This window comes from Kitasatospora sp. NPDC088160, assembly GCF_044741445.1.
GTDB lineage: Bacteria > Actinomycetota > Actinomycetes > Streptomycetales > Streptomycetaceae > Kitasatospora.
Map to the genome: position 1 here is coordinate 307109 of NZ_JBIUSS010000010.1, position 13122 is coordinate 320230.

A 13122-nucleotide genomic window follows, 5' to 3' on the forward strand; every position below is an offset into this window, starting at 1 on the left:
CGTCTCCAATGTCGCCCATGCATGCCGAAACCGGAAAAGTGCGGAAACAGACGGAAGCCGCCGGATCCGGTGTGGAGCGGAGGGCGCTGCTCGCGGCCGGAGCGGTGCTCGCCGCCGGACTCGGCGCCGGCGTCCAGGCGTTGGCGCACGGCGGCCACGAAGGCGCCGCGCCGCACCCGGCGGCCCCGCCACCCGGACCGGCACCCCTCTTCCACGGCCCCCGCCAGGCCGGCGTGACCACACCGCCGCAACCCGCCACCCAGCTGCTGGCCTTCGACCTCGCACCCGCGACCACCGCCGGCGGCCGGGACGCCCTGCGCGGCCTGCTCGCGGACCTCACCCGGCTGCTGGCCGCCGCGACCGCCGGGAGCTCGCCGGACCTGCGGCTCCAGGGCGCCGAACCGGCCCGGCTCACCAGCCTGGTGGGCGTCGGCCCCGACCTCGCCGCCCGGCTCGGCCTGAACGTCCCGACCGCGCTCGCCGACCTGCCGGCCTTCGCCGGCGACCGCCTCGACCCGGCGCGCGGCGGCGGCGACGTCCTCCTCCAACTCTGCGGCGCCGACCGCTGGACGCTGACCGTCGTCGCCGAACTCGCCACCACCGCCGCCCGCGCCGCCGGGGCCACGCCCCGCTGGACCCAGTCCGGCTTTCTGCCCGCCACCGCCCCGGGCACCACCGCCCGCAACCTGTTCGGCTTCAAGGACGGCACCGCCAACCCCGACGAGTCGACCGCCCGGCAGTGGGTCTGGGGTCCGGCGGGGGCGCACGAGAACGGCACCGTCCTGGTCTACCGGCGGATCCGGATGGACGTCGCCGCCTTCGCGGCCCTCCCCGCGGACCGGCGCGACCTGGTCATCGGCCGCCGTGCGGGCGACGGCGCCCCGCTCACCGGCAGCGCCGAACACGACGAACCGGACGTCTACGCCAAGAACCCGGACGGCTCCTACGTCATCCCCGCCACCGCCCACGTCCGGCTCAGCAGCCCCCGCCTCGACGGCGGCGCGCGCATGCTCCGCCGCGGCTACAGCTACGACGACGGCCCGGACGACCGCGGCCTGCTCTTCTGCGCCTTCATGCGCGACCCCGCCCAGTTCACCCGCGTCCAGACCCGCCTCGCCACCCGCGACGCCCTCAACCCGTTCGTCCAGCACCAGGCCTCCGCCGTCGCCTACGTCCTCCCTGGCGCCCCCGAGGGCGCCACCCTGGGCGAGCAGCTCTGGGGCTGAGGGGGAGCAGGGGCTTGCCCGCGACGGCCCGGGGGCCGGCGCGGGCTGCTCGCTGCGGGCGGCCCGGCGCCCCCGGCTACCAGGTGACCGGCAGGTGGGCGGGGCTGCGGGTGGTGGTGCCGAGTTGCCAGGTGAGCCGGTCGACGGGGGTGGTGAGGCGCAGGCCCGGGAGGGCGGCGGCGAGGCGGCGGAGGGATTCGCGCATTTCCAGGCGCATCCGCCAGGCGCCGAGGCAGTAGTGGGGGCCGGCGCTGAAGGCGAGGGTCGGGGCGGGCAGCGGGTGGTCGAGGCCGGCGTCGAGGCCCTCGGGGAAGACGGCGGTGTCGCGGTTGGCGCTGCCGAGGCTGACGGCGAGGACGGCGCCGGCGGGGATCCGGACGCCGCCGAGGTCGACCGGTTCGGTGGCGCGCCGGGTGGTGGCCTCGTCGTCGCCGAGCGGGATGAAGTGGAGGAGTCGTTCGGTGACGCGTTCGGTGGTGTCGGGATCGGCGAGTCGGGGCCACTGCTCGGGGCGTTCGCCGAGCAGGTAGACGAGGGCGTTGCCGAGGGCGCCGGTGACGCTCTCGTTGCCGCTGGCGGTGAGCCCGCAGACCAGGTAGACGAGTGATTCCTCGGGGACGCCGCCGTCCTGGTCGGCGGCCTGGACGAGGCGGCTGACCAGGTCCTCGCCGGGGTGGTGGCGGCGGCGGGCGATCAACTCGCCGGTGTAGGCGGCGTATTCGGCGAGCGCCTCGGCCGGGTCCAGGGTGCCGTCCGCCGCGTCGCCACTGTCGTCCGGGGTGCCGCCGTCGTCCGGGGTGCCGTCGGCGAGGATCGCCCTGGTCCAGCGGCGGAGCCGTTGCTCGTCGAGGCGGTCCGGGCCGTCGCCGTCGAGCCCCATCAGGCGGCTGGTGACGGCGAAGGGCACCGGCCGGGTGAAGGCGGTGACCAGGTCGGCGGGGGTGCCGCCGGCCGCGAGGGCGTCGACGGCCTGCTGGACGCTCTCCGCGACCCAGGGCTGCCAGCCGGCGATGGCGCGCGCGGTGAAGGCCCGTTGGACGGTGCTGCGCAGCCGGCGGTGTTCCGGCCCGTCCTGGTTGAACATCGACGCCGGGTTGCTGGAGACGTCGGCGCCGCCGCCGGGGGTGCCGACGGTGGCCAGGTCGCCGCGGGTGAAGCGGGGGTCGGTGAGGGTCTGGCGGACGTCGTGGTAGCGGGTGACCAGCCAGGCGGGGGTGCCGTCGGGGAGGGTGGTGGGGTGGGGCGGCTGGGCGGGGGTGACGGGGAGTCGGTGCAACGGGGGGAGGGCGGGTGCGGCGGTGGACATGGGTCCCTTCGGGGTCGGCGGTCCGGCGCGGGATGAGAATCCAACTGTCTTATTTACGTAGATCGTTGGATTCCGCTGCTGCTTGTCCAGTTGGTCCCGATGGTAGCGATTCCACCTCCCCCGGTCAGGGTTTCACCGGGCCCGGCCCGTCAGCCCGTCAGTGGGCCGGTCCGTCGGTCGGCCAGCCCGAGGTCGCGCAGGTGGGCGGTGAGCGCGGCCGGGTCGACCGCCCCCGCGGTGAGCCCGACGTGGCCGTCGGGGCGGACCAGTACGACGGCGTCGCCGTCGATCCCGTAGGCGCGGCGGGCGTGGCCGCCGGGGTCGAGGACGCCGGCCCGGTGCACGCCCGGGAGGTCGGGCAGGGCGGTCAGGGCGGGGTGCTCGCCGAAGGCCAGCAGGGTGGCGTGCGGGCCGCGGAAGAGGTCGAACAGGCGGGTGGGGGCGCCGTCGGCGGTGGCGCAGGGCGCGTCCGGGGCGCGGTCCCCGGCGCGGATGCCGGTGGCGTCGTCCAGGTCGCGGCCGAGCGGCCCGCCCCGGTAGTGGACGGACAGCCCGGTGAGGTCGGCGCCGGCCGAGTTGGCCAGGCTGAGGAGCTGGTCGGTCAGGGCCCGGGCCCCGCCGTCGCCGCTGAACAGTGCCCGGTGCTGGGCGGAGGAGGCGGCCAGGACGGCGCGGGCGACGGGCAGCCGTTCGGCCTGGTAGCTGTCGAGGAGCGGGTCGGGGGCGCCGCGCAGCGCCGCCGCCAGCTTCCAGCCGAGGTTGTGCGCGTCCTGGATGCCGGTGTTCATGCCCTGGCCGCCGGCCGCGGACTGACAGTGGGCGGAGTCCCCGGCGAGGAACACCCGGCCCTCGCGGTAGCGCTCGACCATGCGTACGGTCGGCCGCCAGACGGTGGACCAGGTCGGCTCGTGCAGCCGGGCGCCGGGCAGGCCGGCCCGTTCGGCGAACAGCTGCCGGAAGGTGTCCAGGGTGGGGGCGGGCAGCCGCCCGTGCCCGTCGGGGGTGACGGAGGCGTGGACGGCCCAGGTGTCGTCCTGGCGCAGCGGGACCAGTACCAGGGCGCCGACGCCGAACCGGGGGTCGTCCCAGACGTGCAGGGCGTCCGGCGCGAACCCGTCCAGGCGCATCGTGGCCATCAGGAAGCGCTCCTCCTCCCAGGTCTCGCCGAGGAACGGGATGCCCGCGAGTTTGCGGACGGTGCTGCGGCCGCCGTCGCAGCCGACCAGGTAGCGGGCGGCGATCCGCTCGGTGGCGGCCCCGGCGCGCTCCCCGTGCTGGACGATGGCGAGGACGCCGTCCCCGTCCTGGGTGTGGTCGACGAGCCCGGTGTCCAGTTCGACCCTGACGCCGTAGTCGGCGAGCCGGTCGCGCAGCACGGCCTCGGTGTGGTGCTGGGCGAGCATCAGCAGGCCGCCGTAGGGGCGGTCGGGGGTCGGGGCGTTGGCGGGTGCCGGGTCGACCTCGTGGCGGAGCCGGTCGCCCCGGTAGCTGCGGATCTTGAGGTTGAGGTCGCCGCGGGCGAGGATCTCGCCGGCCACGCCGAGGTCGTCGAACACCTCCAGCGTCCGGGGGTTGACGCCCTTGCCGCGGACGCCGCGGTCGCGGAGGGCCGGGTCCCGTTCGATGATCCGGCAGTCGACTCCCGCGCGGGCCAGTCCGACGGCGAGCGTCAGTCCGACCGGGCCGGCGCCGACCACGAGGACGTCGGTCGTACGGGCAGTGCTCATGGCGGGCCCCTCCTCGACATAAGATACGAAGCGTTTCTTAATCTCGACTGTAGACTCGGCCCGATAAGAAACGCAACGTATCTACAGGGATGGGTGCGGACCTCGGTGACGACCGGCAGCACAACGGAGGACGGACCGGCGGGCGGCAGGGCCTCCCGCCGGCGCGGCGACGAACTGGAACAGGCGATCCTCGACGCCGTCTGGGCCGAACTCGCCGACCACGGCTACGACCGGCTCACCATGGACGGTGTCGCCGCCCGCGCCCGGACCAGCAAACCGGTGCTCTACCGCCGCTGGCCCAACCGCGCCGCGCTGGTCGTCGCCGCCCTCGGCCGCAACGCCCCCGACTACCGGGAGCCGCCCGACACCGGCGAACTGCGGGCCGACCTCTCGCTCTTCCTGCGCAGGCTGCTGCACCGCTTCGACGACCTGCCGCAGGACGCCGTGCACGGCCTCCTGGTCGACCTGATGCGCGACCCCGAACTGCGCGAGCACTTCCGCGGGCTGGTCTCCCAGGGGCCGGTGGGCGGCCTGACGGCGATGCTGCGCCGCGCCGCCGACCGGGGCGAGATCAACCCCGCGCGGCTCACCCCCCGCACCTGCTCCCTCCCGCTCGACCTCCTGCGCGAGGCCGCCCTGCTCGGCGGCGGCGTCCCGCCCGACCACGTCGTCGACGAGATCCTCGACGAGGTCGTCCTGCCGCTGCTCAGGGCGCCCTCCGCGGGCTGACCCGCGAGGCCGGGGTCCTATGCTCGGAGCCGGTCGAACATCCGTACGCGAAAGGGGTCCGCGCATGAGCGGCAGCGTGGTGGCGGTCAGCAGCAGCGCCGAGTACTCGTTCACCAAGCCGAACCGTGACGGCATCGTGCTGCTCGCCGGGCTCGGGGTGGAGGGGGACGTGCACGCCGGGGTGACGGTCAAGCACCGTTCGAGGGTCGCCCAGGACCCGGACCAGCCCAACCTGCGCCAGGTCCACCTCATCCACGAGGAGCTCCTCACCGAACTCGGCGAGTCGGGCTTCGCGGTGGCGCCGGGCGCGCTCGGCGAGAACATCACCACCCGGGGCCTCGACCTGCTCGGCCTGCCGGTCGGCGCGGTGCTGCGGATCGGCCCCGAGGCGGTGCTGGAGGTCACCGGCCTGCGCAATCCGTGCCGGCAGATCGACGCCTACCGGCAGGGGCTGTTGAAGCAGGTCGTCGGGCGTGACGAGAACGGCGCCGTCGTCCGCCGGGCCGGCATCATGACCATCGTGCGCGCGGGCGGACCGGTCCTTCCCGGCGACGCGATCTCGGTGGAGCTGCCGCCCGGCCCGCACCGCCCGCTCGACCGGGTCTGACCGGCTGCCCGGCCCGCATCCCGCCAGGCATACCCCCGCCCCGTACACCGAACGCCCCCGACGGCCCTGCCGCCGGGGGCGTTCGGCCGACAGGGCCTAGCCGAGGCGGCCGACCAGGTCGTAGCCGGCCTCGTCCACGGCGGCGGCGACGGCCTCGTCGGCGAGCGGCAGGGTGCTGTCGACGGTGACCTTGCCGGTGGCGAGGTCCACGGCGACGTCGGTGATGCCGTCGATCTTCCGCAGTTCGGCGGTCACCGAGGTGACGCAATGGCCGCAGGTCATGCCCTTCACCTGGAAGACGGCCCGCCCGGCGGTCCCGGTGGCGGGGGCCTCGGTGGCGCCGGTGCCGCAGGAGCCGCAGCAGGAGGCGGTGGTCTCGGCGGCGGTCTCGGTGGCGGGGGACTCGACGGTGGCGGTGGTCTCGGACATGGGGGTGCTCCTGTCATCAGTGCCCGGCGCCGGCCGCGGGTGCGGCCGGCCGCTTCGCCTGGAGAACGTACCATACCCCCCAGGGGTAATTGAGGGCGGCGCCCGCGACGGCCGCGAACGGACTCGACCGATCGTCAACCGATCCTTGTGGCACTCTCGTTGCGCCCTTCCGGCAGGGTGGAAGCGGCCGCCCGCATCCCGGCGGCCGGCGCCGGCAGGCGGCCGATCCCATCACCCGAGGTGACACCCCATGGACCACACCACCCGACCCGGAGCGCGCGGGCCGCGCGGACTGCGCGAGATCCTGGCGGCCGGCGAGCGGACGTACTCCTTCGAGTTCTTCCCGGCCAAGGACGACGCCGGTGAGCGCTCCCTGTGGGCCGCGATCCGGCGGGTGGAGGCGGTCGCGCCGACCTTCGTCTCCGTCACCTACGGCGCCGGCGGCTCCTCGCGCGACCGCACCATCGAGACCACCGAGCGGATCGCCGCCCAGACCACGCTGCGGCCGGTGGCCCACCTGACCGCCGTCGGCCACTCCACCGCCGAACTCCAGGCCGTCCTGCGCCGCTACGCGGACGTCGGGATCCGCGACGTCCTCGCCCTGCGCGGCGACCCGCCCGGCAACCCGAACGGCGTCTGGCAGCCGCACCCCCGGGGCCTGCGGCACGCCGCCGAACTGGTCGAACTGGTCAAGGGCTGCGGCGCGTTCACGGTCGGGGTGGCGGCCTTCCCGGAGCGCCACCCGCGCTCGGCGGACTGGGCGGACGACATCCGGCACTTCGTCGCCAAGTGCCGGGCGGGCGCCGACTACGCCGTCACCCAGATGTTCTTCGACGTCGAGCACTACCTGCGGCTGCGCGACCGGCTCGCCGAGGCCGGCTGCGACACCCCGGTCATCCCGGAGATCATGCCGGCCACCGACGTCCGCCAGATCGCCCGCTTCGCCGAACTCAGCGGCGCCTCCTTCCCGGCGGGCCTGGCCGCACGGCTGGAGGCGGCCCGCGGCGACCGGCCGGCCGCGCACCGCATCGGCGTCGACCACGCCACCCGGATGGCCGAGCGCCTGCTCCGCGAGGGTGCGCCCGGCCTGCACTTCATCACGCTGAACCGCTCCACCGCGGCCCTGGAGATCCACCGCAACCTCGGGCTGGACCGGCCGGCGTGGCCGGCCCCGCTGGCGGCGGCCTGACGGGGGAGTGCCGCCCCCGGCGAGGTGCGAGGGGTGATACCCGGTACGGGTATATGGTGCTCGGCGCTGGCGAACCCGGGGCACCAGGGAAGGCGGACCCACCATGCACGCGATCCTGCACGCGCTGTCCATCGCCGGATCGATGACCTGGGAGATCACCTGGGCGCTGATCCTCGGCTTCCTGTTCTCCGCCGTCGTCCAGGCCGTCGTCCGCAAGTCCACCGTCGTCCGGCTGCTCGGCGACGACCGCCCCCGCACCCTCGGCGTCGCCGCGCTCCTCGGCGCGGCCTCCTCCTCCTGCTCGTACGCGGCCGTGGCCCTCGCCCGCTCGCTGTTCCGCAAGGGCGCGGACTTCACCGCCGCGATGGCCTTCGAGATCGCCTCGACCAATCTGGTCGTCGAACTCGGCGTCATCCTGGCCCTGTTGCTCGGCTGGCAGTTCACGGCGGCCGAGTTCGTCGGCGGGCCGGTGATGATCCTCGTCCTCGCCCTGCTCTTCCGGCTGCTGCTGCGTGACCGGCTGCTGCGCGAGGCCCGCGCCCAGGCGGAACGCGGCCTGGCCGGCTCGATGGAGGGCCACGCGGCGATGGACATGTCCGTCGCCGGGGAGGGCTCCTTCACCCGGCGGCTGCTGTCCCGGCGGGGCGTCACGGCCGTGTCGCACGTGTTCGTGATGGAGTGGGCGGCCATCCTCAAGGACCTCGTCCTCGGGCTGCTCATCGCCGGTGCCATCGCCGCCTGGGTGCCGGACTCCTTCTGGCAGGCCTTCTTCTTCGCCGACCACCCGCTCGTCGGCCGGCTGTGGGGTCCGCTGGTCGGTCCGGTGGTGGCGATGGCGTCCTTCGTCTGCTCGATCGGCAACGTGCCGCTCGCGGTGGTGCTGTGGAAGGGCGGGATCAGCTTCGGCGGGGTCGTCGCGTTCATCTTCGCGGACCTGCTGATCCTGCCGATCCTCAACATCTACCGGAAGTACTACGGGCGCCGGACGGCCCTGTTCCTGCTCGGCACCTTCTACGTGGCCATGGTGGTGGCCGGCTACACCGTCGAGTTCCTCTTCGGCGCGCTCGGCCTGGTCCCCGACCGGCGCGAGGCCGAGATCCCGATGGCGGGCATCGAGTGGAACTACACCACCTGGCTGAACATCGCCTTCCTGCTCCTCGCCGCCGCCCTGCTCGCCCGCTTCCTGCGCACCGGCGGCCGCGCCATGCTCCGGATGATGGGCGGCGAGCCCGCGGCCGGGGACGGGCACCGGCACGACCAGCGCTGACGCCCGGCAGCGGGTACCTCCCGGGGGTTTCGGGCCGGGCGGATCGCCGGACCGGAAAATACCAGCCGGGGGTATCGGTCCATGCTTGCCTCGGGTACCCCTAGGGGGTATAAAGGAACCCGACGCCGACCGATACCCCCCTAGGGTATGAAGGCCGGGCCGGAGACGCTCAGCGCGTTCCCGGAACGACGACTGTCACGAGGAGCAACGATGACCACCCAGGCACCCGCCTCCACGGAGGTGGAACTCTCGATCGGCGGTATGACCTGCGCCTCGTGCGCGGCCCGGATCGAGAAGAAGCTGAACCGCATGGACGGCGTCTCGGCGAGCGTCAACTACGCCACCGAGAAGGCGAAGGTCGCCTTCCCCGCGGGCGTCGACGTCGCCGACCTGATCGCCACCGTCGAGGCCACCGGCTACAGCGCCGCGCTGCCGAAGCCGCCGGCCGCCGAAGGCCCGGCCGGGCAGGCCGAGTCGGCCGACGAACTCGCCCCGCTGCGCCAGCGGCTGGTCACGGCGGTGGCGCTCGCGGTGCCGGTGATCGCGATGGCGATGGTGCCGGCCCTGCAGTTCGACAACTGGCAGTGGCTGTCGCTGGTGCTGGCCGCGCCGGTGGTCACCTACGCCGCCTGGCCGTTCCACCGCGCCGCCTGGACCAACCTCAAGCACGGCGCCGCGACCATGGACACCCTGGTCTCGCTCGGCACCGGCGCCGCGTTCCTCTGGTCCCTGTGGGCGCTGTTCCTCGGCGACGCCGGAATGCCGGGCATGCGGCACGGCTTCGAGCTGACCATCGCCCGCAGCGACGGCCCGTCGAACATCTACCTGGAGGCGGCGGCCGGCGTCACCGCCTTCATCCTGGCCGGCCGCTACTTCGAGGCCCGCTCCAAGCGCACCGCGGGCGCCGCGCTCCGGGCGCTGCTGGAACTGGGGGCCAAGGACGTCACCGTGCTGCGCGGCGGGGCCGAGGTCCGGATCCCGGTCGGCGGTCTGGCCGTGGGCGACCGGTTCGTGGTGCGGCCCGGCGAGAAGATCGCCACCGACGGCGTGGTGGCCGAGGGGGCCTCGGCGGTGGACGCCTCGATGCTCACCGGCGAGTCCGTACCGGTCGAGGTCTCCGTCGGCGACCAGGTCACCGGCGCCACCGTCAACGCCGGCGGCCGGCTGGTCGTCGAGGCCACCCGGATCGGCGCGGACACCCAGCTGTCCCGGATGGCCCGGCTGGTCGAGGACGCGCAGAACGGCAAGGCCGCCGCCCAGCGCCTCGCCGACCGGATCTCCGCCGTCTTCGTCCCGATCGTGATCGTCCTGGCGGTGGCCACCCTCGGCTACTGGCTGGGCACCGGCGAGGGCTGGACCGCCGCCTTCACGGCAGCGGTCGCGGTGCTGATCATCGCCTGCCCGTGCGCCCTGGGCCTGGCCACCCCGACCGCGCTGCTGGTCGGCACCGGCCGCGGCGCCCAGCTGGGCGTCCTGATCAAGGGCCCCGAAGTACTGGAGTCCACCCGCAAGGTCGACACCATCGTCCTGGACAAGACCGGCACCGTCACCACCGGCCGGATGACCCTGCTCGCCGTGCACACCGCCGAGGGCGTCGGCGAGGCCGAGGCGCTGCGGCTGGCCGGCGCCCTGGAGCACGCCTCCGAGCACCCGATCGCCGCCGCGATCGCCACCGCCGCCGCCGAGGCCGGTGAGCTGCCCGCGGTCGAGGGCTTCGAGAACGTACCGGGCCTGGGCGTCCAGGGCGTGGTCGACGGCCACGCGGTGGTCGCCGGCCGGGAGGCGCTGCTGAACGACTGGTCGCAGTACCTGCCGGAGGGCCTGGCCGCGGCCAAGCGCGCCGCCGAGGCGGCCGGGCGGACCGCGATCGCGGTGGGCTGGGACGGCGAGGCCCGGGCCGTCCTGGAGGTCGCGGACGCGGTCAAGCCGACCAGCGCCGAGGCGATCGCCCGGCTGCGCGCGCTGGGCCTGCGTCCTGTGCTGCTGACCGGCGACAACCGGGCGGTCGCCGAGGCCGTCGCGGCCGAGGTCGGCATCGCCCCGGAGCACGTCATCGCCGAGGTCATGCCGCAGGACAAGGTGGAGACCGTCAAGCGGCTCCAGGCCGAGGGCAGGGTCGTGGCGATGGTCGGCGACGGCGTCAACGACGCGGCCGCCCTCGCCCAGGCCGACCTGGGCCTGGCCATGGGCACCGGCACCGACGCCGCGATCGAGGCCGGCGACCTCACCCTGGTCCGCGGCGACCTGCTGGCGGCGGCCGACGCCATCCGGCTCTCCCGCAAGACCCTGGCCACCATCAAGAGCAACCTGTTCTGGGCCTTCGGCTACAACGTCGCCGCCCTGCCGCTGGCCGCGGCCGGGATGCTCAACCCGATGATCGCGGGGGCCGCGATGGCCTTCTCCTCGGTCTTCGTGGTCGGCAACAGCCTGCGGCTGCGCCGCTTCCGCTGAGCCCGTTCGAACGCTGACCGTTCGAACGCCGACCGTCCGAACGCCGAACCGCCCACCCTGCTGGACCCGCCCGAGCCGCCGGCGCCCCGGAACCGCACCAGGTTCCGGGGCCCCGGCGCATCCCGGACCCCGGCCTGTCGCCGGACACTCCGCTCAGCCCCGCGAAGCCCCGCTCAGCCCTGCTCGGGCAGCGCCACCGCCTGCCACCGGTACGCCGCGTCCTCCTGCCAGCACTGCAACTCGCCCTCCACCACCGCGGCCAGGCACAGCCGCCAGTCCTCGCCCATCGCGAGCGCGACCCGGGTGGCCGGGCGCAGCGTCGGCCGCCACCAGCGCGGACGCCGGGAGGCGCCGCCGGCCGGCAGCCGCAGCCGGACGCCGCCCGCGCCGGCCAGCGCCACCGTCGGGCCGCCCCGGTGGCCGGCCATCGCGACGCCGAGGGAGGGCTCGCCGTCGCCGATCTCGGGGGCCGTGCCGGCCGTGCCGAGGGTGTGCAGCTGGACGGAGCCGTCCGGGCGCAGCGTCGCGGCCTGCGGGCCGGCGGAGGTGCGGGCCAGCGCCCCGGCGCGCAGGGCGCCGGGCTGCCCCAGCGGGGCGGGGCCCTGGGCCGAGCCCGGTCGCCAGCTCAGCACCCGCTCCCGGTGCTCGACCAGGACCAGCCAGGATCCGGCCCGCTCCTCCATGGCGGCGAGCACCCGGTCGGCCGGGCAGCCGGGCAGCTCCTGGCCGGTGAGGGTGAGGCCGGGCGCCCAGCGGTAGGAGCGCAGGGCGCCGCCGGCCGCCGTCCAGACCGTCATCTCCCCGGCGGAGTTGACCGCCCCGGCGAGCCCGCTGACGCCGCGCGCGGCCTCCCACCAGCCGGCCGAGGTGCCGACCCAGAGCGTCCCGCCGCGGTCCTCGGCGCAGACCACCAGTTCGCCCTGGCTGCCGGCCCAGCCGGCCAGCAACTCCCTGACCGGGCCGGGCCCCTGGCCGGCCGGCAGGCGCTGCCCGTGGTGTCCGGGGCCGGCCAGTGCAGCGCCGTCGGCGCCGCCGGTGACCAGCAGCGGCCGGCCGGCCCGGTCGGGCAGGACGGCCAGGCCCGCGGTGCGCGCCACCGGTCGGCGGGAGCGCAGGAGTTCGCGGCCGCGGCCCACCCAGGGGCCGAGCGGGGAGGGGCGGCGGTCCGGTTCGCGGGCGAGCGGTTCGCAGGCCCAGCGCGCCAGGTCCTCGCCGTAGCCGGCGGCCAGGAGTTCGGCGCGGGCCTGTTCGGCGGCGAGCCGGTGGTCGAGCCGGCCGTGGTCGGGCAGCAGCAGGGTGCGGGCGAGGGTGCCGACCGCGAACAGGTCCTTGGCGGTGGTGGGGAAGCCGCCGACCTGCTCGGCCTCCGGCGGGACGTGCCCGGGGGTGAACACCGCGACGGTGAGGGTGTGGTCGAGCGGGGCCAGGAAGGTCAGGTCGATCAGTTTGACCTGGTTCTGGGCGTCCACCAGGACGTTGGCGGGGGAGATGTCGCGGTGCACCCAGCGTTTGCGGTGCAGTTCGTCGACGATCCGGCAGAGCCGGGCCAGCACCTCGGCCACCGCCGCCGGGCCGCCGCGCTGGGTGCGGGCCCAGGTGTGCAGCGGCACGCCCTCGACCCAGGGGGAGATCTGGTAGCCGAGCAGCCCGGCGGAGGGCGCGGCGCCGGGCCGGTGCGGGGAGGGGCCGAGCAGGAAGCTGGGCACCACCAGGTCGGTCACGTCCAGGCGGTGGGCGTTGTGCGAGACGTCGTCCCAGCGGCCGAGCCAGCGCCGCACCTCGGAGGGGTCGCGCTCCAGCATGATCTTCGCGGCGACGAGTTCCTTGAGCCCGCTGTGGCCGGTCCGCACCGCCCGCCACACCTCGGCCTCGCCGCCCCGGTGGTGGAATTCCAGGAGCTCGTACTGCTCGGGGTCGAACTCCGGCCCGAACCGGAGCCCGGGCACCCAACGCGACTCGGACACGCATCCCCCGACTGGACCCTGTTGGCCTGTTCGCCCTGACCCGGCCTCGGGCCGGTTCCCGCGCGGTGGTTCTCGCACCGCTTCCGCTGCGTCGCCCAGGATAGTGCTCAATTCTGTTCGTCTGTCCGGTGGAGGGCCTATTCTGATGGGCGCCCGAGCAACATCGAAACAGCGTCAAGTCATGATCACACACCGTGTGTTGATCATCGAGTGGCGTATTTCCAAAC

General features: G+C 74.9%; 10 protein-coding genes. 6 read left to right on the forward strand and 4 right to left on the reverse strand.

Annotated features, from left to right (window positions below; genetic code table 11):
• The first annotated feature begins 17 nt into the window (after positions 1-17).
• A complete protein-coding gene (locus ACIOGZ_RS18175) occupies positions 18-1226 on the forward strand; it encodes a Dyp-type peroxidase (RefSeq protein WP_400986433.1) in 1209 nt (402 codons plus the stop codon).
• 76 nt (positions 1227-1302) lie between these two features.
• Here the strand turns inward: ACIOGZ_RS18175 and ACIOGZ_RS18180 are convergent, their stop codons facing one another.
• The gene (locus ACIOGZ_RS18180) at positions 1303-2532 is read right to left on the reverse strand and encodes a cytochrome P450 (protein ID WP_363585944.1); all 1230 of its coding nucleotides are present in this window, start codon (positions 2530-2532) and stop codon (positions 1303-1305) included.
• A 149-nt stretch (positions 2533-2681) separates the two neighbouring features.
• A complete protein-coding gene (locus ACIOGZ_RS18185; RefSeq protein WP_400986434.1) occupies positions 2682-4259 on the reverse strand; it encodes an FAD-dependent monooxygenase in 1578 nt (525 codons plus the stop codon).
• A 105-nt stretch (positions 4260-4364) separates the two neighbouring features.
• On the opposite strand from ACIOGZ_RS18185, the gene ACIOGZ_RS18190 reads away from it, so the two are divergent.
• Together ACIOGZ_RS18190 and ACIOGZ_RS18195 are read left to right on the forward strand one after the other, a co-directional pair.
• Positions 4365-4988, forward strand: a complete 624-nt coding sequence (locus ACIOGZ_RS18190; protein WP_400986435.1) for a TetR/AcrR family transcriptional regulator — start codon at positions 4365-4367, stop codon at positions 4986-4988.
• A 64-nt stretch (positions 4989-5052) separates the two neighbouring features.
• Positions 5053-5595, forward strand: a complete 543-nt coding sequence (locus ACIOGZ_RS18195) for an MOSC domain-containing protein (RefSeq protein WP_363585947.1) — start codon at positions 5053-5055, stop codon at positions 5593-5595.
• A gap of 96 nt (positions 5596-5691) precedes the next feature.
• On the opposite strand, the gene ACIOGZ_RS18200 is transcribed toward ACIOGZ_RS18195, so the two are convergent.
• Positions 5692-6024 carry a heavy-metal-associated domain-containing protein gene (locus ACIOGZ_RS18200; protein ID WP_400803447.1) on the reverse strand — a complete coding sequence of 111 codons (333 nt, stop codon included), beginning with the start codon at positions 6022-6024 and terminating at the stop codon, positions 5692-5694.
• Positions 6025-6274: 250 nt separating this feature from the next.
• Between ACIOGZ_RS18200 and metF the strand changes: the two genes are divergently transcribed.
• The 3 genes from metF (at position 6275) to ACIOGZ_RS18215 (ending at position 10931) form a co-directional block, all read left to right on the forward strand.
• Entirely contained in the window at positions 6275-7213 is a 939-nt protein-coding gene (gene metF / locus ACIOGZ_RS18205) for a methylenetetrahydrofolate reductase [NAD(P)H] (RefSeq protein WP_363627526.1), read from the forward strand.
• A 103-nt stretch (positions 7214-7316) separates the two neighbouring features.
• On the forward strand, positions 7317-8480 hold the full coding sequence (locus ACIOGZ_RS18210) for a permease (protein ID WP_363627527.1): 1164 nt from the start codon (positions 7317-7319) through the stop codon (positions 8478-8480).
• A gap of 210 nt (positions 8481-8690) precedes the next feature.
• The gene (locus ACIOGZ_RS18215) at positions 8691-10931 is read left to right on the forward strand and encodes a heavy metal translocating P-type ATPase (protein ID WP_400986436.1); all 2241 of its coding nucleotides are present in this window, start codon (positions 8691-8693) and stop codon (positions 10929-10931) included.
• 173 nt (positions 10932-11104) lie between these two features.
• On the opposite strand, the gene ACIOGZ_RS18220 is transcribed toward ACIOGZ_RS18215, so the two are convergent.
• Positions 11105-12895, reverse strand: a complete 1791-nt coding sequence (locus ACIOGZ_RS18220) for a protein kinase (RefSeq protein ID WP_400986438.1) — start codon at positions 12893-12895, stop codon at positions 11105-11107.
• Between the last annotated feature and the right edge of the window lie 227 nt (positions 12896-13122).

Bases quoted from the DNA above. Each gene is read 5' to 3' on its own strand.
- ACIOGZ_RS18175 (WP_400986433.1), top strand. From the start codon at position 18: ATGCATGCCGAAACCGGAAAAGTGCGGAAACAGACGGAAGCCGCCGGA.
- ACIOGZ_RS18180 (WP_363585944.1), bottom strand. From the start codon at position 2,532: ATGTCCACCGCCGCACCCGCCCTCCCCCCGTTGCACCGACTCCCCGTC.
- ACIOGZ_RS18185 (WP_400986434.1), bottom strand. From the start codon at position 4,259: ATGAGCACTGCCCGTACGACCGACGTCCTCGTGGTCGGCGCCGGCCCG.
- ACIOGZ_RS18195 (WP_363585947.1), top strand. From the start codon at position 5,053: ATGAGCGGCAGCGTGGTGGCGGTCAGCAGCAGCGCCGAGTACTCGTTC.
- ACIOGZ_RS18200 (WP_400803447.1), bottom strand. From the start codon at position 6,024: ATGTCCGAGACCACCGCCACCGTCGAGTCCCCCGCCACCGAGACCGCC.
- metF (WP_363627526.1), top strand. From the start codon at position 6,275: ATGGACCACACCACCCGACCCGGAGCGCGCGGGCCGCGCGGACTGCGC.
- ACIOGZ_RS18210 (WP_363627527.1), top strand. From the start codon at position 7,317: ATGCACGCGATCCTGCACGCGCTGTCCATCGCCGGATCGATGACCTGG.
- ACIOGZ_RS18215 (WP_400986436.1), top strand. From the start codon at position 8,691: ATGACCACCCAGGCACCCGCCTCCACGGAGGTGGAACTCTCGATCGGC.